The organism is Bradyrhizobium sp. HKCCYLS2038 (assembly GCF_051167655.1).
Taxonomy (GTDB): Bacteria; Pseudomonadota; Alphaproteobacteria; order Rhizobiales; family Xanthobacteraceae; genus Bradyrhizobium.
Map to the genome: position 1 here is coordinate 136684 of NZ_JBNPTM010000008.1, position 23338 is coordinate 160021.

Here is a 23338-nt window from a genome sequence, read left to right on the forward strand (position 1 = left end):
CATCACGCAAGCAGCTTCAGCGGATCAGCGACCTTTTGCGCGAGCTGCTCGAACGTGCATTGCCTCGGTGACTTGTCCGGGCGCCAGCGCATCATCGAAGTGCCGTGGCGGAAACGCTCGCCAGAGAAATGGTCGTAGCAGATCTCGATCACCAGCGTAGGCTTCAGCGGACACCATTCGGCTGAACGCTCGGTCGACCAGCGGCTTGGCCCGCCCGGCGCATTGCCGGTGAAGCCGGGCGGCGATATCAGCGGCTCGAGCCTGTCGGTCAGCGCGGGCTTCTCGTCCTTTTTGAGCGCCGAGGTGAAGCCGACATGATGTAACAGTCCGTCGTCGCCGTAGAGGCCAAGTAACAACGAGCCGACCAGCTTGCGCCCGTTCGTCCCTTTGTTGGTGGCGTAGCGAAAGCCGCCGATGACGCAATCGGCGGAGCGGTAGCGCTTGATCTTCTGCATGCCGTCGCGATTGCCCGACTGGTAGGGCAGGTCGATCCGCTTCGCGATCACGCCGTCGGAGCCGCCGCCGGAATGTGCCAGCCAGTCTTGCGCGGTCGAGTAGCGCGTGGTCGCGGGCGACAGCCGGAAGGTCGGATGATCGGTGAAGTTCGTCTTCGCGAACGCCTCCAGCACCGGGCGCCGCTCGTGCAGCGTCTGCATCAGCAGGTCCTTGTCCTTCGCTGTCGCCAGGAGGTCGAAGGCGAGGAATAACGCCGGGGTCTCGACGGACAGCTTCTTCACGCGACTCGCGGCGGGATGGATCCGCTGCAGCAGCGCGTCGAACGAAAACGACTTTGCTTGCGGCACCACGAGCTCGCCGTCGAGCGTGAAGCTGGTGGCCTTGAGCTCGCGCGCGGCGGCGACCACTTCCGGAAAGTAGCGCGCGAGATCCTCGCCGGCCTTGGACTGCATCGTGACGTGAGCGCCGTCGCGTGCCAGCAGGCAGCGGAAGCCGTCCCATTTCGGCTCGTACTGCCACTCCTCGCCGCGCGGGATCGCCTCCACCGAGCGCGCCTCCATGGCGAGCAGGTCTGACTTGCGGGACGGGGAGCGGCTGATGCGGGCGGGCATGGCGAAATCCGAAAACGCTGCAAACACTCCCTCTCAACGCAAACGGCCGGCGAATCCGCCGGCCGTTCGACAAAAATCCTGGTTCGAAGCGTCAGACCGCCGACGAGATCCACTGCTGCAGCTTGGCCTTCGGCGCGGCGCCGACCTGGCGGGAGGCCATCTCGCCGCCCTTGAACACCATCAGGGTCGGGATCGACATCACGCCGTACTTCGACGCCGTCTTCGGGCTCTCGTCGACGTTCAGCTTCACGATCTTGACCTTGTCGCCCATCGCGCTGGCGATCTCGTCGAGTGCCGGCGCGATCATGCGGCACGGGCCGCACCACTCGGCCCAGAAGTCGACCACGACCGGACCGTCGGCCTTGAGCACTTCGCTTTCGAAATCGGCGTCGGAAACCTTGGCTACGGCGGCCATCGGAAATTACCTCGTTCGGTTGGAGGGCGCGGCGCAGGGATCGCGCCGCCTCAACGTGGGTGTCAAAGTATGAATGGCGTCATGCCGGGTCAAGCGCGCTCACTCAGTCGTGCTGAGATGGCAGCATGGCGTCCAGCGCGGAGGCCGGAAGCTCCATGAATTCAGGAGCTTCGGTCCAGAGCAGGGCGGCCCGGACCGCCCTCCCTGGATACAGCTGGCGCAGCACGGCGCGGTACAGCGCGAGCTGGCGCAGGTAGGCCGGGGGCACGTCAGCGAGCTCGGAGGGCGGCTGCTGGTTGGTCTTGAAGTCGATGATCAGCACCTCGGCTGCGGTCACGACGAGACGGTCGATCTGGCCGGACACCAGCGCGGCCGGCTGTCCGGCCAGTGCGAGCCGGCCGACGATCGATACTTCCGCGCGGCTGCCGGCGGCGAACACGGCGGCAAAGCGTGGGTCTTCGATGACCGTGAGCACGCGCTCTGCGAGCCCCTGGCGTTCGTCCTCCGGCCAGTCCGGGGCATTGCGCAGCAGATATCGCAGCGCGGCATCGCGCCGCCGCTCCGGCAGCACGTCCGGCAGCGACTGCAGCAGGCGGTGCACCAGGGTGCCGCGCTGCATCGCAAGACTGCGCGCAGCGAGCGATTCGCCGGAGCGGACCGGCCGCTCGTCGGTGGAGGGATCCGACGGCCTGAGCACGGCCACCTCGCCCGGCGCTTCGACCGCTGCCGTGCGCAGCCATGCCGGCAGCTCGACAGCGGTCTCCACCATGCGCCGCGCCTCGTCCCGGGCGGTCTCCGCTATGTCCTCCGCGCGGGCGTATCGCTTGACCGGGCCGTCCTCGGTCTCGACCACCTCGACCTGCAGCCCCGCCGCATCGAGCCCGCGCGCCATCAGGTCGTACCAGCTGCCGCCGCGGACGTTGTTCATGTTGCCCGGCATGCAGCCGCCGATCACGAGGCGATCCGCCGCGCGGGTCATCGCGACATAGAGCAGCCGGCGATATTCGTCCTCGGTCTCCTTCAGCATCGCCGTGCGCGCCGCCGCCACGGCTTGCGGATCGTCGGCCTTGCGGCCGGCCCAGACTACGATTTCCCGTTCACCATGCGGCACGTGGATCAGTCGCAGCCGCTGCGAATCCGCCGGTGACGACGTCGTGTCGACCAGGAACACCACGGAGGCTTCGAGGCCTTTGGCGCCGTGCACGGTCATCACGCGCACTTCGTCGCGCGAGATCTCCATGTCGCGCTTCACCTCGGTGTCGGCCGCGCGCAGCCAGGCGACGAAACCCTGCAGCGAGGCCGGCGCCTTGCGCTCATAGGACAGCGCCAATTCGAGGAACTCATCGAGCGCGTCATTGGCCTCGTGGCCGAGCCGCGCCAGGATGCGCCGCCGGCCGCCATCGCCGCCGAGCAGCCAGGCATAGAACGCGAACGGCGTCTCATCAGCGGCGCGGCGCTCGCATTGCTGCAAGCGACGCACGACCGCCTGCAGTCGCGGATCATCGACGGCATGTGCACTCAGCGACTCGCGCAGCGAGCCGCGGCGCTGCCAGGCGAGCTTGAACAGGTCCTCGTCGTCGAGCCCGAACAGCGGGCTCTTCAGCGCGGTCGCCAGCGCCAGGTCGTCCTGCGGCAGCAGCAGCGCGTCGGCGAGGTTCATCAGATCGATGATCGCGATGTGCTCGGTCAGCTTGAGGCGGTCGGCACCCGCGACGGGAATCCCTGCGTGCTTCAGCGCCTGAATCACAGCATCGAACGCGTTGCCGCGGCGGCGCACCAGGATCAGCATGTCGCCATAGCTCAGCCGCCGCCGCGCGCCGTCATGGCCGGTCATCGTGCCCACACTGATGAGCCGCTTGATCTCGGCCTGGATGCGCCTGGACAGCTTGACCTCGGGGCTGGTGACGGAGACGCCGTCGAACGGCGCGCGCCAGCCCTCGATCTCCTTGCGGTCGTCGCGTTCGCACAGGCTCCACAGCTCGACCAGGCTCGGCCCGGCGTCGGTCAGCGCGTTGTGGATCGGGTAGCCGATATCCGGCGAATGGATGCTGCTGTAGACCTCGCGCTCTCTGAACACGTGGTCGACCGCGTGCAGCACGGTCGGGCCGGAGCGGAACGAGTAGGTGAAGGAGACCGGATCGAACAGCAGCCCGGCATCGGTGAACCGCTTCTGCAGCGCGCGCCGGCGCGCATCGAACTCGTGCGGGTCCGCGCCCTGGAACGAGAAGATCGACTGCTTCTCGTCACCGACGGCGAAGATCGTGCGCGTCAGGGCGTCGCGCGCACCGGCGCCCGACGTGAACTCCTCGATGATGTGGGCGACGATGTCCCATTGCCGGGGGCTCGTGTCCTGCGCCTCATCGATCAGCACGTGATCGACGCCGCGGTCGAGCTTGTAGTGCACCCAGCCGGCAGAGACGCGGTTGAGCATGACAAGCGTCTTGTCGATCAGGTCGTCATAGTCGAGCAGCCCGCGCTCCTCCTTCTCGCGGCGATAGTTCGCAGCGGCGGCGGTCGCGATCTGCAGCAGCGCCTCGGTGCGGTCGCGCACGACAGCGGCGCGGCGTTTCTCGATCAGGCGGTCGAGCCGGCGCGCTTCGGACTCGAACAGGCCGGCCAGACCGGGATTGGCGTCAGCAAACTTCTTGGTGAGCAGCGATTTGCGCGGCTCCTTGTCGTCGGTCAGGAACACGCGGAGATATTCGTCGACCTGATCGCTGCCCGAGAACGCCAGCGCGGCGCGCAGCTGCTCCGCCTGCTTCTGGTCGGTCTTGGCGCCGCCGTCGAGCCGGGCCGCAATGTCGGTCCAGTCCGCGCGCGGCAGGTTGGGTCCATCGAGAATGTCACGCTCGATCGCCTCCAACGTCTCGTCGGCGCCAATGCCGAGCACCTCGCCGAGCTGCCGCGCGGCGACCTCGACGCGGCCGGCGCCATCGGTCCAGGCCATGAAGTGATCGCGGCTGAGACAGGCGTCGCGCACGACGTCCTTGAACGTGGAGTCGGCGGCATTCGCCATCGCCACCTGCAGCGCGCGGCCGAGCGCGCTGTCGGGCGCACGCGCGGCGTCGAGCAGCACCTTGAGATTGGCGCGCTCCATCATCTCGGTCTGGTCGCGGTCGTCGAGCACCGAGAACCGCGCCGGCACGTTGGCCTCGAACGGAAACTGCTGCAGCAGCCGCGTGCACAGTGCGTGGATGGTCTGCACCTTCAATCCACCCGGCGTCTCCAGCGCACTCGCGAACAGTTTGCGCGCCGCGGCCCGCAGCTTCTTGTCGGAACTGACGATGCCGGTGGATTTGATCGCGCTGTCGAGCGCGTCATCGTCGAGCGTCACCCAATGGCCCAGCGTCGAGAACACGCGCTCGGCCATGTTGGCGGCGGCCGCCTTGGTGAAGGTGATGCAGAGGATCTTCTCCGGCGGCACGCCGTCGAGCAGCAGCCGGATCACGCGCTGCACCAGCACATGCGTCTTGCCGGAGCCGGCATTGGCCGACACGAACGCCGACGCCGCCGGATTCGACGCGCGCGTCTGCGCGTCGCGCACGGCCTGCGGAATGGGGCGGGGCGCCTTCACCATTCCTCCACTCCGAGGCCGCCGGCGGCCGACCATTCCTTGATGCGGGCGAGATCATCATAGGCGCCGTAGCGGTTCGACCACATCGACAGGTTCAGCGACGTATAGCCCTGGTTCACGTCCTCGAAGCTGCGGATCAGCTCTTCGAGCTTGACGCGCGCCTCCTGCGCCGCCTGGTCCGGGTGCTGCGGCGTGTCGCTCTTGTTGATCTTCAGTTCGAGAATGCGCTCCTCGCCCGGCGGGTTGTTGCCGGACAATCGGACATAGACCAGCTGACTGATCAGGCTGCCGGCCGGAATGCCGTCGAAGCCGCCCTCGCGCAGGATCGCGGCTTCGAGCGTGAGCTGCGGCGACAGCCCCATGCGCACCTGCTTGGCGGTCGGCGGCTGGCCGGTCTTGTAGTCGAGAATGGCGTAGGTGCCCTCGGCGCGCTGCTCGATGCGGTCGGCGCGGGCCGACAGCATGAAGGTGCGGTCCTTGCCCAAGGGAATACCGATCTCGCCGCGGATCTCGGCAGTGATGGCGCCGATCTGCTCGCGCCGCGCGGTTTCCCAGGCAGCAAACCAGCCGGCGATGCGCTGGAAGCGCGGCCACCACAGCGCGCGCGCCTCGGGCCGCTCCATCAGCGGCGCGAAGTGCTTCTCGCCGATCACGCGCAGCGCATGCGCCGGATGTAGCGGCAGCTCCTTGGCAAAAGTCTGCGTGAATTCGCCGATCGCCTCATGAATCGCCGAGCCGCGATCGGCGGCCGACAAGGGCATGTCGACCGGATCGAGCGGGTCGAGCCGCAGAATGTAGCGCGCGAAGATGGTGTAGGGATCGCGCAGCCAGTCTTCGATCGCGGTCACCGACATCCGCAGCGGACGCGCCGCCAGCGGCGGCTTCGGGGCCGGCTGCTCAATCGGTTTCACGGCGGCTGGCTGATCGAGCACCTCGGCATAACGCACGTAGATGTCGCCGCGCGCCTCGGCGGCTTTCCATTGTGCCTCGCCGGCGACGGCCTGGAGTCGATGCAGGAAGCGCGAAGCCACGGCCGGCGCGCCGCCGGACTTTGCCGCGTGGGTCAGGATCACTTCGGGGGCGCCGAGCAGCTGCGCGAAGTCATGGGCTGATAGTCCGATGCGTCGCTCGGGCAGATCGAGGCCGAGCTGATGCCGCATCGGGCGGCTCAGCCAGGGATCGATGCGCGGCGCCGGCGGCCATACGCCCTCGACGAGACCGCCGATGATCATGCGATCGGTCTGCATCAGCCGCGCTTCGAGCGGGCCGTAGATCTGCAACTGGGCGCTGTGACGCTCGGGGCGGCGTACGGCGCGATCGGAGAAGGCGGTGTGGAACAAGTCCGGATAGTCCGACAGCGGCGCCATCAGCCCGCAGCGCTCGCCGGACGCCAGCAGATCATCGAAGCAGCGCGCCAGCGCCGTGCCGTCACGATCGGTGAAGGCTGTGCTGAGGCCGACATCGTCAGTGGAGAGCGCGATCAGCACCTCGCGATGCCGCGCGGCAAGCTCGGCGAAATCCTGCGGCCGCGGCGAGGCGAGATTTTCCAGCGGCGCGAGCGCGGTCTGCAGTTGCGCGATCAGCGCGCCGGCTTGGTCGAGCTGGTCGGGCCTGAGCCGCGCGCGCGGCTCGGCACGGTGCAGCGACGACGCCTCGCCCTGGCTCAGCTTGGTGTGCTCGTCGCGGAAGCGCGCGAAGTCGCGGGCGAGCCCGCTGGTGCCGGCTTGAGGCCGCGTGCCGCGAAGCAAAGCGAGCTCCAGCGTCTCGATCGCACCCTTCCAGCCATAGGCAGCGCGGCCGAGGCGGCACAGCGGATGCTTGAGCAGCGCCAGCAAGGTCGGCGGCTCCAGGCCGCGCGCAGCCGATTCCGCGGCGAGCCGCGCGAAGATGCCGGCGGGTGTTTCCAACAGCGCGTCACCGCCGGAATCGTCGAAGGTGAGATGCCAGCGTGTCAGGGCCGCCATCACGCGCCGCGCCAGCGCGCGGTCCGGCGTCACCAACGCGGCCGACTTGCCGAGATGGCGGGCCTCGCGCATCGCGATCGCAATCGCCAGCGCCTCCATTTCGGGATTCGGCGCGGCGACGACGGCGAGGTTGTCCATTGCTTCCGCGATGTTGGCCGCGATGTCGAACTGGCGCAGCCGCTCGTGCCAGACGGCGGTCGCCTCCGACGGCCGCATAGCCTCGGAGATCAGCACCTCGCGGCCGCCGCGGCCTGTCGGTGCGAGGCGGATCACGTCGCGCCGCTCCAGTCCGAAGCGCTTGAGCAGCAGGTGCATCGCATATTGCGGATGGTTGACGGCGGGCGGCGTGAGCACGCGTCCGGCGCGATCCCTCGCGCCGCCGATCGAATTCCACGCGGGCTCGTCGAGATCGGTGTCGAGGCCGGGCAGCACCACGGCGCCATGCGGCAGCTTGGCGACCGCGAGCAGGAATTTTGCCGTCGCCGGCATCGAGCCGGTCGAGCCTGCGGCAATCACCGGACCATCGGGATGCGCCGACAGCCGCGCGGCCTCGGCTGATATCAGCAGGTCGCGCCGCGCCGCCGGCTCGATGCGCTCGATCTCCTGCAGATAGGCCGGCCACGCCGTGCGAGCGATGCGCAGGAACTCCAGCGAATACTGCCAGTATTTGTCGAGCTGATCGGGCACCAGTGCATCGAGCGCGTCCCACGACACGCCGCGGGTCACCATGTCGTCGATCAGCCGCGCGAGATCGCCGGCCAGCGCCAGAGTCGAGGCCGGACCACCAATCACCAGCGGCGCCGACACCGGCGTCTTGGCCCAGGCGGCCACCAGCCGCGCGAGAGTCAGGCGCCGCTGCAGATCGTCGAGCCGCTCCGGAATCTCCAGCGGCGCGGGTCCGAGAAACGCGTCGCGATCTTCCGCGAAGGCGAGCTCGTCCTCGTCGATGTCGCCGAGCGCGACCAGGCGCGGCAGCACCGCCGCATCGGTCTTCAGTTCGTCCAGGAACATTTCGCGCGCCACACGGAGCGAGCGCCGCGTCGGCAGATATAGCGTTGCGGTCGCGAGCCGCGCCGGGTCGCTGCGGGCCTCGAACCCGTCGACCAGCCGGCCATCCACCAGCGCCGCGATCACGCTGCGCAGGAACGGCGCCGAAATGGGAACGGTGAAGACGCGCATGGCCTGCGATTCGCGGTTGGCTCTGGGCGTCTATATAGGGAGCGATCGGGTGGAGGTCATATCCGGGGTGTGGATGGGTGTTGACAGGTGCGGCCTGGCGGCAGCTATCCGTGTGCATGCCCTTCGGTGAGACAGTTCCTCTTGGGTCGGAGCGCCAGTTCCGGGTCTCATGTCATCCCGCTGTGCGTGAGGTGATCACGCGACCTCAGCACATTCGGTGTCATCCCGGGCAAGCCGCCGGCAGCGCGCCAGCGCTGTCGGCGGCGCCGACCCGGGATCCATAGCCAGAGGGAGTTGTTTGTCGCGGGATGGTCATGGCGAGTCTTCGCCACATTTCGGCCGGTGGTTATGGGTCCCGGCTCTGCGCCCCGTCCTCGCTACGCGAGGCCAGGGCTTGTCCGGGACGACACCGGATCTGAAGCGCCACCTTCGCTTCGCTAAGCCGCGCTCTCCAGCAGCGCTTCTTCGGCTTCCATGACAGCAGCCGGCGTGCCGACATGCATCCAGACGCCTTCGAGCCGCAGGCCGAACAGGCGGTCCTGTTCGTTGGCCTTGTCGAACATCCTGGTCAGCGAGAACTCGCCCTTCGGCGCGCCGTCGAAAATCGAAGGGGAGATGATCGCGGCGCCGGCATAGACGAACGGCACCACCTGGTGCTCCCGGCGCTTGCGCAAGCTGCCGTCGGCGAGCATGGCGTAATCGCCGAGGCCGGCATAGCCGATCGAGGTTGCGGTCGGGGCCATCAGCAGCATGATGTCCATGCGCGCGGGGTCGAAGGCGTCGGCGAGGCGCGTCAGGTTCTGGCGCACGCCCTCGATCCACATCGTGTCGGAGTTGACGTGGAAGAACGGCTCGGAGCCCAACTGCGGCAGCGCCTTGACGACGCCACCGCCGGTGCCGAGCACCTGGTCGCGCTCGTCGGAGATGATCACGCGAGGGGCAGTACGCGTCGATGTGTGCGCGATGATCTGGTCGGCCAGGTAGTGCACGTTGACGACGGCCTCGGTGACGCCAGCCTCCGCCAGGCGGTCGAGCACATGGTCGAGCAGCGGACGCCCGGCGACGCGCACCAGCGGCTTCGGCATCGTCTCGGTCAGCGGGCGCATGCGCAATCCGAGACCGGCGGCGAGGACCATGGCTTTGTGCGGCTTGACGGGCATTTTCAGGCAATCTCGAACGGAAGTGGTACGTGCGAATCATAGCACGCGAGGACGCGTATCGTCTCGATCGGGTGCGATAGCCGGCCCCGATGACGATTATGCGACGATGACGGGCGCCGTCCCCGACGCAAGATGACGCAGCTGCCGTCAGGCTTCGGCGGCGGCGCGCTTGCTGGCCTTCTTCTTTGTGCCGGTCTTGAGGAAGGTGACGCCGATCTGGTCACCATTGACCCAGGCGAGCTCGCAGCGCCGATAGGCCAGGCCCGTCGACGACAGCAGCAGGAAGAACTCCTTGAGATGCAGGCCCTCGACCGAGCCCTCGACCGTCAGCTTGGCGCCGGTCTCGGAGACGTCCTCGATCGTGCAGTTGCGCCGCCAAGTGCCGTCGATGCCCATCATGAAAGCCGGGATGCCGCGCTCGAAGACGACGCGCTCGCCCTTCATCCGCTCTGCCATCACAACCTCCGTTCACGCACGGCGCAACCGGGCGCCGCCGGCGCACGGTAAAGGGGGATGGCTAAGAACCGGTAAAGCTACGGGGTGGGGCGATGGGGCGAGCTTTCGCCACGCGACGGTCGGCTCCCCTCCCCCTTGCGGGGAGGGGTTGGGGTGGGGGTCCGCGGAAAAGGAATTCGTTGGGTTACTCGGCAGACGCTCTGCGGAGAATCAGTTCACGCTTATGCCGCCGATGGCGCAGGGGTTCGAAGTCCATAACTGACGGCTCGCCCGGAGACCCCCACCCCCGACCCCTCCCCGCAAGGGGGAGGGGAGCGCACTGTCGGTGCCGTGAGAGGTGGCTTAACCCACGCCCGCCGGTGGCGGCACATTGGCGGCGTACCAGTCGCGCAGCGGCTCCAGCGCCGGGTGGGCCAGCGCGCGGTGCAGGTAGTCCCAGATGCGGGGTTGGTGCTTGAGGTAGTGCGGCTTGCCGTCGCGGCGGTTGAGGCGGGCGAAGGTGCCGAGCAGGCGGGTGTTGCGCTGGGCGGACATGATCGCGTAGTGCGCGCGGAACTCATCGGCGTCGAAGTCGGCTGAAGCGGCCTGGCGCGCGGCGATGTAGCGGGCGAGCAGCGCCTGCTCGATCTCGGCTGAGACGTCGATGCGGGCGTCCTGCGCCAGCGACACGACGTCATACGCGGGCGGGCCCATCACCGCGTCCTGGAAGTCGATCACGCCGACCTTCGCGATGCCTTCGCGCGCGGGCAGCCACAGCAGGTTCGGCGAGTGATAGTCGCGGATGACCCAGGTCGGCTTGGCGGCGAGCGGCGCCTCCAGCAGGTCGCGCCACATCTCCATGAATTCGGCACGCAGCACCTGCGATGGTTCGACGCCGCGGTCGGGCAGGTACCATTCGAGCATCAGGCCGATCTCGATCAGCATGGCGTCGACGTCGAAGGCCGGGACCGTGTAGGTGACCTGCGGCGCCAGCGGCAGTACCGACGGCACGTCCTGCGCATGCAGCGCGGCGAGCAGATCCGTTGCCACCTCGTAGCGCGCGACGATCGGGCGCGGCGGATCGCCCTCGATCACGCCCTCGCGGCCGAGATCCTCGGTGACCAGAAAACCCTGGTCGAGGTCGGCGTCGTTGATCTTCGGCGCCGAGATGCCGCGGCCGCGCAGCGCGCCGGCCATCGCCACGAACGGGCGGACGTCCTCGGCGAGATGCACGGCGCCACTGTACGGCTTGCCGTTGTAGATCGCAGGACCATCCGGCCGCTTCGGCGAGTTCATCAAAATGTAGACGCGCTCACCCTTGTACAGCCGCGCATACGAACGCGTCGAGGCATCGCCGGCCATGCGCTCGCGGCGCGACTTGGCGTGGCCGGCCTCGGTGAGGAATTCGCGTAGCGCCTTGAGCCGCGCGACGGTCGCGGCGGCCTTGCCGGTGCCGGTGATCTCGACGCTGCGCGCGCTGTCGCCTTGGGCCGCATCGTGGCGCAAGGCGATATCGATGCGGTCGTCCGGCAGCGCGTCGCCGGCGCGCTCGGGCCATTCGATCAGCACCACCGTTGCGTCCGGCAGCGGCGACAGGCCGATCTCCTCCAGCTCGGAGGCGTCGCTGATGCGGTAGAGATCGGCGTGCAGCAGCGGGAAGCTCGGCAGGTCGTAGCTCTGCGCCAGGGTGAAGGTCGGGCTCGGCACTTCGAGCTCATCGTCGCCGGCGAGATAGCGGATCATCGCCCGCGCCGCCGCCGTCTTGCCGGCGCCGAGATCGCCGGTGAGCGTGATCAGCACGCCCGGGCCGATCAGCAGCGCGAGGTCGGCCATCAGGGCGGCGGTTGCGGTCTCGTCCGCCAGCGCGGTGGTGAATGTCAGCCGGTCCGTCATTCCGCGGCGTTGCGTTGCGCGATGTGGTCGGTCGGGAAGTCGCAGGTGACGGTGGTGCCCTTGCCGACCACCGAATCCATCCGCACCTTGCCGCCATGCAGCTCGACGAAGGAGCGCACCAGCGACAGGCCGAGTCCGGCGCCGCGATGGCGCGAGCCCTGCGAATGGCTCTCGAACCATTCGAACACCTTGTCCTTCACCTCGGGCGGAATGCCCGGGCCGGAATCGGTGACTGCGAAGGTCACGCTGTGGTCGGTGCGGCGCGCGCTGACCACCACGCTCGAATCCGGCGGCGAGAAGCCGACGGCGTTGGCGAGCAGATTGTACAGCACCTGCACGACGCGGCGCTCGTCGCCGACGAAGTTGCCGACATCGGGATCGACCGCGATGGTCAGGCGGATGCGGTCGGTGGCGAGCCGGTCTTGCACGCCCTCTGCGGCGGCCTCGATCGCCTTGGCGGCGTCGACAGGGCCGAGCTCGAGCTTCATCGCGCCGGCATCGATGGTGGCGAGGTCGAGAATGTTGTTGGTCAGCGCCAGCAGTGCGTTGGTCGACTTGGTGACGTAGTCGAGATACTCGGCCTGCTTCGGCGTCAGCGGTCCGGTCGACGGATCCGAGAGGAAATGTGCGAAGCCGATGATCGTGGTCAGCGGCGCGCGCAGTTCGTAGGACACATGGTGGACGAAGTCGATCTTCATCTGGCCGGCGGCTTCCAGCGCCTCGTTGCTCTCGCGCAGAGCCCGCTCGACATTCTCGGTGTCGGTGATGTCCTGGAAGGTCAGCATCGTGGCGCCGTCGGGCAATGGACGGCTCATGCAGTCGAGCACGCTGCCGTCCTTGCGCTCCAGCTTGAGCGCGATGTCGAGACGGTTCTCGATCGAGGTAATGGCCTCGCGGATGGTGCGCCAGGCGACGGCGTCGTCGTAGATCGGACGGCACCAGGATTCGACGATGTCGATGTGCGGATGCTCGCGCAACTGGTCCGGCGACAGCCGCCACATCTTGGCGAAGGCCGGGTTGAACAGCTCGACGCGGCCGTTCGAGCCGAACACCGCCACGCCTTCGGCGAGGCTGTCGAGCGTCTCGCGCTGGACGCGGATCAGGCCGTCGAAGCGGCGGGCGAGGTCGAAGCTTTCGGTGACGTCGTCGAACAGATAGGTGACGCCGCCTTCCGGGTTGGGCGTGGTGACCACCGAGAGCGCGCGGCCGTCGGGCAGGAACCAGGTGTCCTTGGCGGCCTCGACGGCGCGATAGGCCTCGTGCAGCTTGGCCTTCCAGCCGCGGAAATCCGCCTGCTCGGGCAGCTTGCGCGACGCACGCAGACGGTCGAGCACGGAGGAATCGTCCGGCTGGCTGTCGAGGAACGCGGGATCGAGATCCCACAGACGGCGATAGGAATCGTTGTAGAAGGCGAGCCGGCGCTGGCCGTCGAACACGGCGACGCCCGACGACAGCTGGTCGAGGGTGCGGCGGTGCGCCTCGTGCATGCGCACCAGCGCATCGCTGAGCGCCGCCGCTTCGCTGGCATCGACCGCGACGCCGGCGCTGCCGCCGCCGAGCGTGAAGGCACGCACGTCGTGGATGCGGCGCTCGCCACCCATCACGATCGGCAGCCGGCCCTCGAAATGGCCGCCGGCACCGAGCGCGCGCTGCAGGTCGGTTCTGTCGGCGGAATCGAGCAGCTCGAGATTGCGGCTGATCGCGTCGGGCACGTCGCGCGCATCGGCGGCGCGGGCATAGGCGGCGTTGACGTAAGCCAGCGCACCGTTGGCCTGCCGTGCCCAGATCGGCCACGGCAGCGCCGACGCCAGCGCGCGCAGCGACTCCGTCTCCTCGCCAAGCGCCTTGAAGCGGATCTGCGTTTCGGCAAGCTCGCGGCGGAGGCCGGACAATTCACGGATGCGCACGATGGCCTGGCCGCCGATGGCGCGGCCCATCGCCTCGATGGCGTGGCCATGCGAGGTGGTGAGGTTGAGCATGAAGCCTTCGCCGGCCTCGCGCAGCGCCTCGACCGCGCGGTCGAGCTGCAGCGCCGGCTCGGGCGGCAGCCAGGTGCCGAAGGCGAGAATACGCTGCGGCTGCTCGGCCGGCACCAGCATCGCGGTGTCGCCGGAGATCTGCGGCCGGTGGCCGCCGGCCGGCCAGGCGATCAGGATCTGCGGCTCGGCGAACAGCAGCGCACGATAGCGATCGGCCTGCAGCTGCAGCTCGGCGACCTCGGCGCGCAGCCGCGCCTCCTTGCGCGCAGCCGCCAGACGCGTGCGTACCAGCGCGACCGCGGCAACCACCGAGAAGCCGAGCAGCGCCAGCATCGCCGTGACCTCGGCGACGTCCTGACGGCTCAGCTCGAACAACGTAGAAACCGCATCCGCCGGCACGCCATCGCCCGCGAAGCCCGGACTTGCCGGCGCAAGCGCAGTCGCAGCGAGACCCATCAGGCCTTTGCGCGCGAGTGACGTGCACGACAGCAGCGTCTGACGCATCACCACGATCACGCCCGACATCTTTGCCCCAAACCGCACGAAAGTTCCGCGCGGCGCCGATCGCATCGACCGCGCCGTTTCACGAATCAATCAACAATAACCGCTTCGGGACTCCAGCGGTAAGAGTCCAGACCGTGAACGATGGTTGCGCCCGAGGAAAATGCGTCCATCGATCGACTCTTTCGAGTCGGAACAATGGCGGGCTCCGTAGTTCAACGGCCCGTCGAGCCGAAGCCGCCGCTGCCGCGCGCCGTCTCCGACAAATTCGTTGCGATCGAGAACTCGGCGCGCGCGACGGCGGCGATCACCATCTGCGCGATGCGCTCGCCGCGGCGGATCGTGAACGGCTCCTGGCCGTGGTTGATCAGCAGCACGCAGATCTCGCCGCGATAGTCCGCATCGATCGTGCCGGGTGAATTGAGCACGGTGACGCCGTGACGCGCGGCGAGCCCCGAGCGCGGCCGCACCTGCGCCTCGTAGCCGTCGGGCAGCGCGATCGACAGTCCCGTCGGCACCATCGCGTGGTCGCCTGCGCCGAGCACGACAGGCGCATCGGCCGGAACCGCCGCGAGCAGATCCATCCCGGCGGCATGCGCGGTCTGATAGGCCGGCAGCGGCAGGCCCTCGCCATGCGGCAGGATCTGAACGGCGATCGCGATGGTCTGTGTCACGCTGAGGGTCCCACGGTTTTGGCGATCTCGGCGACCAAAGCGGTCGCGACCTCGTCCTTGGTCATGATCGGCCACGACGCGACATGGACGCCGTCGGCGTCCTTCGTCAAGAGATGCACGGTGTTGCGGTCGCCACCCATCACGCCGGTCGCGGGCGAGACGTCGTTGGCGACGATCCAGTCGCAGCCCTTGCGCGCGAATTTTGCTTTCGCGTTGTCGATCAGGTGTTCCGTCTCGGCGGCGAAGCCGATGACCAGGCCCGGCCGTTTCTCCTTGAGCTTGGAGATCGTGGCGAGGATGTCGGGATTCTCGACCAGCTGCAGCGGCGGGATCGCCTTGTCGGTCTTCTTCAGTTTCTGGCCGCCTTCATTGGCGACGCGCCAGTCGGCGACGGCGGCTGCGAAGATCGCGACGTCGGCCGGCAGCTCGGCCTCGACCGCCTCGAGCATCTGTCGCGCCGACTCGACATGCGTCACCCTGACGCCCTTGGGATCGGCGAGATCGACCGGTCCCGCGATCAGCCTGACGTCAGCGCCCGCGGCCTGCGCGGCGGCGGCGATGGCAAAGCCCTGCTTGCCGGAGGAGCGGTTGGCGATATAGCGCACCGGGTCGATCGGCTCGTGCGTCGGTCCCGCGGTGATCAGCACGCGCCGTCCGGCCAACGGCCGCGGCACCGGCGGTTTCAACATCGCGACCACGGCATCGGCGATCTCGATTGGCTCGGCCATGCGGCCGACGCCCGCCTCGCCCTTCTCGGCCATCTCGCCGGCATTGGGCCCGATCATCCGGATGCCGTCGCGCTGCAGGGTCGCGGCATTGCGCCGGGTTGCGGGATTGCTCCACATCATCGGGTTCATCGCTGGCGCCAGCAGGATCGGCCGGCTCGCCGCGAGCAGGATGGCGCTGGCGAGATCATCGGCATGACCCTGCGCCATTTTGGCCATCAGGTCGGCGGTGGCCGGTGCCACCACGATCAGATCGCAGTCGCGCGCCAGCCGGATGTGGCCGACATCGAACTCGCTGCGCGCGTCGAACAAGTCGGTGAAGACGCGGTCGCCCGAGAGTGCCGAAGCCGCCAGCTCGGTCACGAACTGCGTCGCCGCTTTGGTCATGACGCAGCGAACCTGGATGTGGCGCTCTTTCAGCCGCCGGATCAGGTCGAGCGACTTGTACGCCGCAATGCCGCCGCCGATGATCAGGGTAACGCGGGCGTCGCGCGCGACACCGGGTTGCGGGACGAGCAGTTCGGGCAGCGCGGTGGGAGCGGGTGGCGCCGATGGCGGTTCGGACGGATCAACCGGCTCGATCAGCGCGCGCAGGATCACCCGGACCTCCTCCTCGACGGAGCGGCCGTTCTGCGCCGAGCGCAGGCGAAGATAGGTTTTTAAGGACTCGTCGAGTTTGCGGATGGTCAGGCTGGCCATGACCCCCTCCCCAGCGTTGTCGTTATGAAGGCAATGCTAGCAGAAATTGATGGCAGTGCAATCATTTGGGGCTGAATGAAGCTCCCTCTTGCTCCGCCGTCATTCCGGGGCGCGCGCAAGCGCGAGCCCGGAATCCATACTCCGGGGCCCCGGTTTTGCGAAGATCAGCGCCATTGGCGTCTCGCGCCCCATGCCCTGTCGTGGCTATGGATTCCGGGCTCGCGCTCCGCGCGCCCCGGAATGACGTGAGGAGATGGCCGTGGCCATCACAGGCGCAGCACCGCGAACAGGATGCCGATGAAGGTCAGCGCGATGACCCAGAGCGCGATGGCGCGCCAGCGGCTCTTCTTGCCTTCGGTGCGGCCCATGGCGGCGATGGTTTCGGGCGACAGGCGGAGGCCGTCGCGGGTCATGGTCTCCAGGTTCTCCAGCACGGCGGCGGCGCGGGCGGCGAGCACGGGCAGGGTGGCTGTCAGCCGGGCCAGCTCGCCGATGCCGGTGACGGCGCCCTCGATGCGGCCGATGGGCCCGAGATTGCGCTCGATCCATTCGCGCACGACGGGGTCGGCGACCTTCCAGATGTCGAGCTTCGGATCGAAGCCGCGCGCCACGCCCTCGACCACCACCATGGTCTTCTGCAGCAGGATCAGCTCGGGCCGGGTCCGCATGTCGAACAGGCCGGTGACCTCGAGCAGCAGGGTCAGCAGCTTGGCCATCGAGATTTCTTCGGCCGTGCGGTTGTGGATCGGCTCGCCGATGGCGCGGATGGCCTGAGCGAAATTCTCCACCGAATGATGCGGCGGCACGTAGCCGGCCTCGAAATGCACCTCGGCGACGCGGCGATAGTCACGGGTGATGAAGCCGAGCAGGATCTCGGCCAGGAAGCGCCGCTCCTTCATGCCGAGCCGGCCCATGATGCCGAAATCGACGGCGACCAGCCGGCCCTGCTTGTCCAGGAACAGGTTGCCCGGATGCATGTCGGCGTGGAAGAAGCCGTCGCGCAGCGCGTGGCGCAGAAAGCTCTGGATCACCTTTCGGCCGACATCGGGCAGATCGACATTGGCCTGGGCGAGGCGGGCGTGGTCGTTCAGCGCGATGCCGTCGATCCACTCCATGGTGAGGACGTTGTTGGCGGTGCGGTCCCAGTCGACCGCGGGCACGCGGAAGTCCGGATCGTCCTTGATGTTCTCCGCCATCTCCGACAGTGCGGCGGCCTCGAGCCGGAGATCCATCTCCATCGCGACCGAGCGCGACATCGTGTTGATGACCTCGACCAGGCGCAGGCGCCGCGCCTCCGACGAATGCGCTTCGGCCTTCTCGGCGACGAAGAAAAAGTCGGCGAGGTCACGCCGGAAGCGCGCCGCCACGTTCGGGCGCAGTACCTTCACGGCGACCGAGTAACGAATGCCATCGCGCTCGACCTCGCCGCGATGTACCTGCGCGATCGAGGCGGCCGCGACCGGCGGGCCGAGCGAGGTGTACAGCTGGCTGATCGGGCGTTCGAGCGCGGTGGCGATGACGGCCTCCGCCTCGGCCTGCGGGAACGGCGGCAGCCGGTCCTGCAGCGATTCGAGATCGCGCGCCATCACGACGCCGACGACATCGGGGCGCGTCGCCAGGAACTGGCCGAGCTTGAGATAGGCCGGCCCCATTCGTTCCAGTGCGCGCGACAGCCGCGGTCCCGACTTCGCGCCGGGTCGCTCGACCAGGCGCGCGAGCTTCAGCGCGACCTGACCCGGCGGCGGCGCCAGACTTGGATCGACGACGCCGAACACGCCCTCGCGCGCGAACACCAGGGCGGCCCGGGCGAGCCGCGTAATATGAGTGAGTGCGGAGATCACAAACGCCAGCCGGAATGGAGCGCGACGATGCCGCCGGAGAGCGTCTGCCAGGACACGCGCGAGAAGCCGGCTGCCGAGATCATCTCGGCGAAGGCGTTGGGGCGCGGAAACTGACGGATCGATTCGACGAGGTAGCGATAGGATTCAGCATCGCCGGTCACGGCGCGGCCGAGCTGCGGGATGACGTTGAACGAGAACAGGTCGTAGAGCTTGTCGAGCCCGGGCACCTCGACGGTCGAGAATTCCAGGCACAGGAAGCGGCCGCCGTGCTTGAGCACGCGGAAGGCCTCGGCCAGCGCCAGGTTGATCTGCGGCACGTTGCGGATGCCGAAGGCGATCGTGTAGGCGTCGAACGAGCGGTCGGGGAAGGCGAGACTCTCGGCATTGCCTTCGACGAACGACACCTTGTCGTCGAGATACTGCTTCAGCGCGCGCTGGCGGCCGACCTCGAGCATGTCGCCATTGATGTCGCAGACCGTGGCATGGAAGCCGGCGCCGGCCTTCTTGGCGGCGCGGAAGGAGATGTCGCCAGTGCCGCCGGCGACGTCGAGCAGCGCGAACGGCGCGTCGCTTTTCGGCGGGTTCAGCGTGTTGATCATGATGTCCTTCCAGACGCGGTGCAGCCCGCCGGACATCAGGTCGTTCATCAGGTCATAGCGCGAGGCGACGCTGTGAAACACGTCGTTCACCAGCGTCTGCTTCTCGCCCAGAGGCACATCCCGGAAGCCGAAATGAGTGGTCTGGTCCGTCTGATCCATCACCCTTACTCCAATACGGCACCATAGCGTTGTCGCGGCCAAGGCGCTATCACGTCAGCCGGACAAGGTGAATGGTCGTGAACGCAAAAGGTGAGACCAGCCGGCATGCCTGAGCTGCCCGAAGTCGAGACCGTCCGGCGCGGGCTGCAGCCGGTGATGGAGGGGGCCCGGATCGTCACCGCCGAGGCGCGGCGCGGCGACTTGCGGTTTCCGTTCCAGCCCGATTTTGCGAAGCGCCTGCAGGGCCAGACCGTCACCGGGCTCGGCCGCCGGGCCAAATATCTGCTCGCCGATCTCGGCTCCGGCGACGTGCTGCTGATGCATCTCGGCATGTCCGGCTCGTTTCGGGTGATCAAGCAGGATGACGAGGAGACGCTCGGCGAGTTTCATTATCCGCGCGGCAAGGACAGCGTGCACGACCATGTCGTGTTTCACATGTCCTCGGGCGCCGACATCGTGTTCAACGATCCGCGCCGCTTCGGCTTCATGAAGATCATCGGCCGCGGCGAGATCGAGACCGAGCCGCATCTGAAGGATCTCGGTCCGGAGCCGCTCGGCAACGCATTCGATGCGGCCATGCTGGCGCGCGCCTGCGCGGGCAAGAAGACCAGCCTGAAGGCGGCGCTGCTCGACCAGCGCGTCGTCGCTGGCCTCGGCAACATCTATGTCTGCGAGGCGCTGTTCCGCGCCCATCTGTCACCGCGGCGGCTGGCCGCGACGCTCGCGACCAAGAAGGGCGAGCCAACGGACCATGCCAAGCGGCTGGTCGAGGCCATTCACACCGTCCTCAACGAGGCGATCCGCGCCGGCGGATCATCGCTGCGCGATCACCGGCAGACAACCGGCGAGCTCGGCTATTTCCAGCACTCGTTCCAGGTCTACGACCGCGAGGGCGAGCCGTGCCGGACGGACGGCTGCGAGGGCGTGGTGAAGCGCTTCGTGCAGAACGGACGGTCGACGTTCTGGTGCCCGACGTGCCAGAGGTGAGGCGCGGGCCGGGCCACCTGGCCTGTGCGGTGCGCTTGTAGGGGCCGGGTGCGGGCGTATACTCGCGCCATGGCTGCCAGCTCGCCCGACCTGAAGGCTTTTTTGCTCGCCACGCCGTTCTTCGGCGGCCTGTCGGACGCGAGCCTCGATCGGCTCGTCTCAATGCTGGCCGAGCGTCGCTTCGAGGCCGGCGCCACGATCGTCGCCGAAGGCGAGCCGGGACGTTCGATGTTCGTCGTTCACAGCGGCTCGCTGGAAGTCAGCGAGCGTTTGGCGACCGGCAGTGTGATTCACATGTCGAGCCTCGATCCCGGCGACTTCTTCGGCGAGATGACCTTGCTGGAGATGCAGAACAGGTCGGCGACCGTCGTCGCGGAGACGCCGACCGTGCTGTACGAGCTCACGGCCCGGGAGCTCTATGCGTTCTACAAGGCCGACATCCAGGCCTACGTCATCGTGATGCAGAACATCAACCGCGAGCTTTGCCGCCGGCTGCGCCGCGCGGATGCGCGCATCAAGCTGCTGGAGATGCGCGCGCGGTAGGGCGGCTCTTACTGGGCGCGCTTGCGGCCGAGCGAACAGCGATTGCCGATCGGGATTTTGTGTTCGGCTGTTTCCCAGTCGTCATGGCCGGGCCTGTCCCGGCCATCCACGTCGTTCGGCATGCGTGGAAAGACGTGGATGCCCGGGACAAGCCCGGGCATGACGGAGTAACTAATTAGCTGGATAGTTCGTTCCGATTGTGGGGCCCTCACCATCAGCACCACCCGTGCGTCTGCCCCTCACCCCGACCCTCTCCCCGCAAGAGCGGGCGAGGGGGCGCACCGTCGTTGCGGTGAGGGGCGGAGGATTACAAACCCGCCTTCCAGTTGAGGCCGTTGTCGGCCCAGGTCGGGTAGGCGCGCGTTGTCGGCAGCTTCAGCTCCGGCTGCGGCGTTGTCAGCATGATCGGGAACTCGACTGCGGGAAGCTCGCTCGCTTCCTTCAGCTCGCCGGCTTCGTGCATGACATGGTCGCCGGCGATCTTGCCGGCGGTCCAGCGCCACAGGCTCTTGATCTCCTGCGCGCACTTGCCGCTGGGGTCGAATTCGCTGACGCCGAGACCGGCGGCGAGCGCGTCCTGGTGGTCGTTGCGCATCATGATGAAGGGCTGCGCCAGCACCTCGGCGATGTCGCGTGGCGCGTCGGCGTCGAGCGCCGACGTCGCGTCGCTGATGCGGTTGCCGCCGCGAATCGGCGCCTGGTTGAGGACGAAGGCAAATGGTTTACGCCACGCGCGCACGACGCTCAAGGTCGGCGCCGTCGCCTCGATGTCGGCGACGCTCGGCCGCGCCGGGATCAGGCAGAGATCGCAGTGGCGGATCGCCGCGGTCGTCGATGCGGTGATGCCGGCGCCGGTGTCGATCACGCAGACGGTGACGCCGTCGCGCGCCAGTGCCTCGAGGCGCGGCTCGATCATCTTGGCGTCGTAGACCGCTTCGACGATCGCCTCGCCGGCGGCGCGGCGTGCCTGCCACTTGGTGAGCGTGCCCTGGCGGTCGGTTTCGATCACGCGCACCTTGTGGCCGGCCTGCTGGGCCGCCACGGCGAGACCAATGGCGAGCGTGCTCTTGCCGCTGCCGCCCTTCTGCGTGGCCAAAACGATCGTGTACATCGGGAGACAGTCCTTCGGATGTTGACGGAACTAATGAGAACGCCAAAGCTGAGTTGCATCGCTGTTGCGCAATGCGGAGCTATTCTCGCTCAGGACAGTCCCGGTCCGATCCGACTCGAAGGAGGGATCGCGGTGGTCCGAATCAGCACGCCGACAAAACTGTTTCGAACTATCTCACGTCCGGTCTGCGATTGGACAGACCGGTTGACTACGGCGGGAGCCGTTCCGAGTTGATAGCAAGGTGCTAGGAAGATGAGCGGCAACGGCGCGGAGCAGCGCTCGGCATCGTCGAGCATCGTCATGGGCAGTCGCGATGCTGCGCCAGAGATCCCCGCCGGCCGCCGTTGGGCCTTTAATTTTTTCTAAAAGGACATGCTTAATTTTGCGTAAACGCTTGCCGCGCTGCAATGCGCAGTGCGGTCAGCGGCAGGTCCCGGCCGCTATTTGCGCACGCAGATCACGCGTACGGTCGCCGCCTTGGCATCGAGCGAGGTCCCGTCGGGCTTGACGCCTTGAGCATCGAGAAAGGCGCGCGTCGCATCGGCGCTGACCATCACGGCCTGTGTCGAGGGAATCATGGCCGAGCCGGCGAGCACGCCCGGCTTCAGCAGCACGATTCCGGCGAACTTGCCCTCGCCGTCGAGTGCGGCCGCGCCGGAAAAGCCAAGTCCCGGCGCCGGTGCGAGTGACGCATCGCCGCCGCCGTTGCCGGCGAGCTGCGCCTTGACGGTGCTGATCGCGGCACCGCCGCCCTGGTTCTGCGGATCGGCGAGACCGATGATGTCGACGGATGATTTCGCAGCGCCGCCCGCGAGCGCGAGCGGCTTCAAGCCATGCGCGCCGTAGATGCGCAGCAGCGCCAGGCCGCGCTCCTTGTCCTCGGCGATGCGCTCGGCGTGGCCGAAACCGGGAACGGTGATCGCCACGCAGGCATCGGTGACCTCGCGGTCGGCGATGATGGCGCCGTCCTGGCTCGCGACAATGCCGGTGCCGTAATCGACGCTCCGCCGCGGCGCCGGCTGCGCCGCGAGCGCCGCCGCCGGGAATGCGGTGAACGCGCTCGACATCGCGATCACCACCGGTTCGACGGTGTTCTCGGTGGCCTGGTCGTAGAGGACCGTGAGGATGCGCACCTCGTCGCCCTTGAAGGTGCCGCGGATGTAGAACTTCTTCAGGTTCTGCAGCCCCGACAGCACGAAGAAGTCGGGCTTCACCACGCTGTAGTCGACGGTGCGGCCGGGCTCCTTCTTCTCGCGGTCGGCCAGCGCCGCGGTGGTCGGGTTGGCCTCCTTGCGGCGGGCCAGCACGACCTGCACGGTGCCGGTCGGCGAGGTCCATTTCGAGCCGTTGGCGTCGGTGCTCTGCTGCGGCACCAGCTTGGTGGGAATGCCGAGACGCGCGCCGCTGGTGGGCTCGGTCACGAGCTTCCAGCCGACGCCCTCCTGCTTGCGGCGGGCGGTGTCGGCGAGCACGGCGCGCTCCTGAGGATTGAGCACACCGGTCGGCTTGCCGCCCTTGAGCTTCTGGTACTCCTTGATCGCATTGACCATGCGCTCGCTGACGTCGCCGGTGATGGCGCCGTTGTACTGGCCGACCCAGGCGAGATCGGATTGCAGCGACAGCCGCTCGGCCTGGCTCATGCCATTGGCGGTGTCGGCCGGCGCCTGCACGCCCGGCCGCACCGCCTGGGTCGCGACGGGCTTCGGCTTGGCGGACTGCTGGCCTTGTGCTGCAGGCGTCTGCGTCGTCTGGGCTCGTGCCGATGCGCACGCGGCGACCGCGCAGATGAAGGTTGCCGTGGCCAGCCGTCTCATGACAAATCCCGCTGCTCTT

General features: G+C 67.9%; 16 protein-coding genes. 2 read left to right on the forward strand and 14 right to left on the reverse strand.

What is annotated here, in order from left to right; genetic code table 11:
- Window positions 1-2: 2 nt before the first annotated feature.
- The 12 genes from ACQR1I_RS29970 to ubiE form a co-directional block, all read right to left on the reverse strand.
- Window positions 3-1016 (reverse strand): ATP-dependent DNA ligase, encoded by a 1014-nt coding sequence (locus tag ACQR1I_RS29970; protein WP_434869775.1) that lies wholly within the window; start codon window positions 1014-1016, stop codon window positions 3-5.
- Window positions 1017-1158: 142 nt separating this feature from the next.
- The gene (trxA, locus tag ACQR1I_RS29975; RefSeq protein WP_434869685.1) at window positions 1159-1482 is read right to left on the reverse strand and encodes a thioredoxin; all 324 of its coding nucleotides are present in this window, start codon (window positions 1480-1482) and stop codon (window positions 1159-1161) included.
- A gap of 103 nt (window positions 1483-1585) precedes the next feature.
- Window positions 1586-5059 carry a double-strand break repair helicase AddA gene (addA, locus tag ACQR1I_RS29980; protein WP_434869686.1) on the reverse strand — a complete coding sequence of 1158 codons (3474 nt, stop codon included), beginning with the start codon at window positions 5057-5059 and terminating at the stop codon, window positions 1586-1588.
- Window positions 5053-8199: a double-strand break repair protein AddB gene (gene addB, locus ACQR1I_RS29985; RefSeq protein ID WP_434869687.1), complete on the reverse strand. Its 3147-nt coding sequence runs from the start codon at window positions 8197-8199 to the stop codon at window positions 5053-5055. Before addB ends, addA begins: the two co-directional genes overlap by 7 nt.
- Window positions 8200-8636: 437 nt before the next feature.
- A complete protein-coding gene (locus ACQR1I_RS29990) occupies window positions 8637-9359 on the reverse strand; it encodes a nucleotidyltransferase family protein (RefSeq protein WP_434869688.1) in 723 nt (240 codons plus the stop codon).
- Between the two features lie 147 nt (window positions 9360-9506).
- Window positions 9507-9815 (reverse strand): PilZ domain-containing protein, encoded by a 309-nt coding sequence (locus ACQR1I_RS29995; protein ID WP_434869689.1) that lies wholly within the window; start codon window positions 9813-9815, stop codon window positions 9507-9509.
- A 342-nt stretch (window positions 9816-10157) separates the two neighbouring features.
- Window positions 10158-11687 carry a tRNA (adenosine(37)-N6)-threonylcarbamoyltransferase complex ATPase subunit type 1 TsaE gene (gene tsaE / locus ACQR1I_RS30000; protein WP_434869690.1) on the reverse strand — a complete coding sequence of 510 codons (1530 nt, stop codon included), beginning with the start codon at window positions 11685-11687 and terminating at the stop codon, window positions 10158-10160.
- Complete coding sequence (locus ACQR1I_RS30005; RefSeq protein ID WP_434869691.1) at window positions 11684-14191, reverse strand: PAS-domain containing protein; 2508 nt, start codon at window positions 14189-14191, stop codon at window positions 11684-11686. The genes tsaE and ACQR1I_RS30005 overlap by 4 nt, the downstream gene beginning before the upstream one ends.
- Before the next feature lie 191 nt (window positions 14192-14382).
- Window positions 14383-14841 (reverse strand): dUTP diphosphatase, encoded by a 459-nt coding sequence (dut, locus tag ACQR1I_RS30010; protein ID WP_434869692.1) that lies wholly within the window; start codon window positions 14839-14841, stop codon window positions 14383-14385.
- Entirely contained in the window at window positions 14838-16265 is a 1428-nt protein-coding gene (gene coaBC / locus ACQR1I_RS30015; protein WP_434869693.1) for a bifunctional phosphopantothenoylcysteine decarboxylase/phosphopantothenate--cysteine ligase CoaBC, read from the reverse strand. The genes dut and coaBC overlap by 4 nt, the downstream gene beginning before the upstream one ends.
- A gap of 266 nt (window positions 16266-16531) precedes the next feature.
- Complete coding sequence (ubiB, locus tag ACQR1I_RS30020) at window positions 16532-18106, reverse strand: 2-polyprenylphenol 6-hydroxylase (protein ID WP_434869694.1); 1575 nt, start codon at window positions 18104-18106, stop codon at window positions 16532-16534.
- Complete coding sequence (ubiE, locus tag ACQR1I_RS30025; protein WP_434869695.1) at window positions 18103-18864, reverse strand: bifunctional demethylmenaquinone methyltransferase/2-methoxy-6-polyprenyl-1,4-benzoquinol methylase UbiE; 762 nt, start codon at window positions 18862-18864, stop codon at window positions 18103-18105. The genes ubiB and ubiE overlap by 4 nt, the downstream gene beginning before the upstream one ends.
- A gap of 105 nt (window positions 18865-18969) precedes the next feature.
- Between ubiE and mutM the strand changes: the two genes are divergently transcribed.
- Both mutM and ACQR1I_RS30035 read left to right on the forward strand, forming a co-directional pair.
- Window positions 18970-19851: a bifunctional DNA-formamidopyrimidine glycosylase/DNA-(apurinic or apyrimidinic site) lyase gene (gene mutM, locus ACQR1I_RS30030; RefSeq protein WP_434869696.1), complete on the forward strand. Its 882-nt coding sequence runs from the start codon at window positions 18970-18972 to the stop codon at window positions 19849-19851.
- 69 nt (window positions 19852-19920) lie between these two features.
- Window positions 19921-20394: a cyclic nucleotide-binding domain-containing protein gene (locus ACQR1I_RS30035; RefSeq protein WP_434869697.1), complete on the forward strand. Its 474-nt coding sequence runs from the start codon at window positions 19921-19923 to the stop codon at window positions 20392-20394.
- A gap of 307 nt (window positions 20395-20701) precedes the next feature.
- Here the strand turns inward: ACQR1I_RS30035 and ACQR1I_RS30040 are convergent, their stop codons facing one another.
- Both ACQR1I_RS30040 and ACQR1I_RS30045 read right to left on the reverse strand, forming a co-directional pair.
- Window positions 20702-21505, reverse strand: a complete 804-nt coding sequence (locus tag ACQR1I_RS30040; RefSeq protein WP_434869698.1) for an AAA family ATPase — start codon at window positions 21503-21505, stop codon at window positions 20702-20704.
- A gap of 440 nt (window positions 21506-21945) precedes the next feature.
- Window positions 21946-23319 (reverse strand): peptidoglycan-binding protein, encoded by a 1374-nt coding sequence (locus tag ACQR1I_RS30045; protein ID WP_434869699.1) that lies wholly within the window; start codon window positions 23317-23319, stop codon window positions 21946-21948.
- Window positions 23320-23338: the final 19 nt, after the last annotated feature.

What these genes read in the sequence shown, in the direction of transcription:
- ACQR1I_RS29970 (WP_434869775.1), bottom strand. Translation starts at nt 1,016, where the DNA reads ATGGAGGCGCGCTCGGTGGAGGCGATCCCGCGCGGCGAGGAGTGGCAG.
- trxA (WP_434869685.1), bottom strand. Translation starts at nt 1,482, where the DNA reads ATGGCCGCCGTAGCCAAGGTTTCCGACGCCGATTTCGAAAGCGAAGTG.
- addA (WP_434869686.1), bottom strand. Translation starts at nt 5,059, where the DNA reads ATGGTGAAGGCGCCCCGCCCCATTCCGCAGGCCGTGCGCGACGCGCAG.
- addB (WP_434869687.1), bottom strand. Translation starts at nt 8,199, where the DNA reads ATGCGCGTCTTCACCGTTCCCATTTCGGCGCCGTTCCTGCGCAGCGTG.
- ACQR1I_RS29990 (WP_434869688.1), bottom strand. Translation starts at nt 9,359, where the DNA reads ATGCCCGTCAAGCCGCACAAAGCCATGGTCCTCGCCGCCGGTCTCGGA.
- ACQR1I_RS29995 (WP_434869689.1), bottom strand. Translation starts at nt 9,815, where the DNA reads ATGGCAGAGCGGATGAAGGGCGAGCGCGTCGTCTTCGAGCGCGGCATC.
- tsaE (WP_434869690.1), bottom strand. Translation starts at nt 11,687, where the DNA reads ATGACGGACCGGCTGACATTCACCACCGCGCTGGCGGACGAGACCGCA.
- ACQR1I_RS30005 (WP_434869691.1), bottom strand. Translation starts at nt 14,191, where the DNA reads ATGTCGGGCGTGATCGTGGTGATGCGTCAGACGCTGCTGTCGTGCACG.
- coaBC (WP_434869693.1), bottom strand. Translation starts at nt 16,265, where the DNA reads ATGGCCAGCCTGACCATCCGCAAACTCGACGAGTCCTTAAAAACCTAT.
- ubiE (WP_434869695.1), bottom strand. Translation starts at nt 18,864, where the DNA reads ATGGATCAGACGGACCAGACCACTCATTTCGGCTTCCGGGATGTGCCT.
- mutM (WP_434869696.1), top strand. Translation starts at nt 18,970, where the DNA reads ATGCCTGAGCTGCCCGAAGTCGAGACCGTCCGGCGCGGGCTGCAGCCG.
- ACQR1I_RS30035 (WP_434869697.1), top strand. Translation starts at nt 19,921, where the DNA reads ATGGCTGCCAGCTCGCCCGACCTGAAGGCTTTTTTGCTCGCCACGCCG.
- ACQR1I_RS30040 (WP_434869698.1), bottom strand. Translation starts at nt 21,505, where the DNA reads ATGTACACGATCGTTTTGGCCACGCAGAAGGGCGGCAGCGGCAAGAGC.
- ACQR1I_RS30045 (WP_434869699.1), bottom strand. Translation starts at nt 23,319, where the DNA reads ATGAGACGGCTGGCCACGGCAACCTTCATCTGCGCGGTCGCCGCGTGC.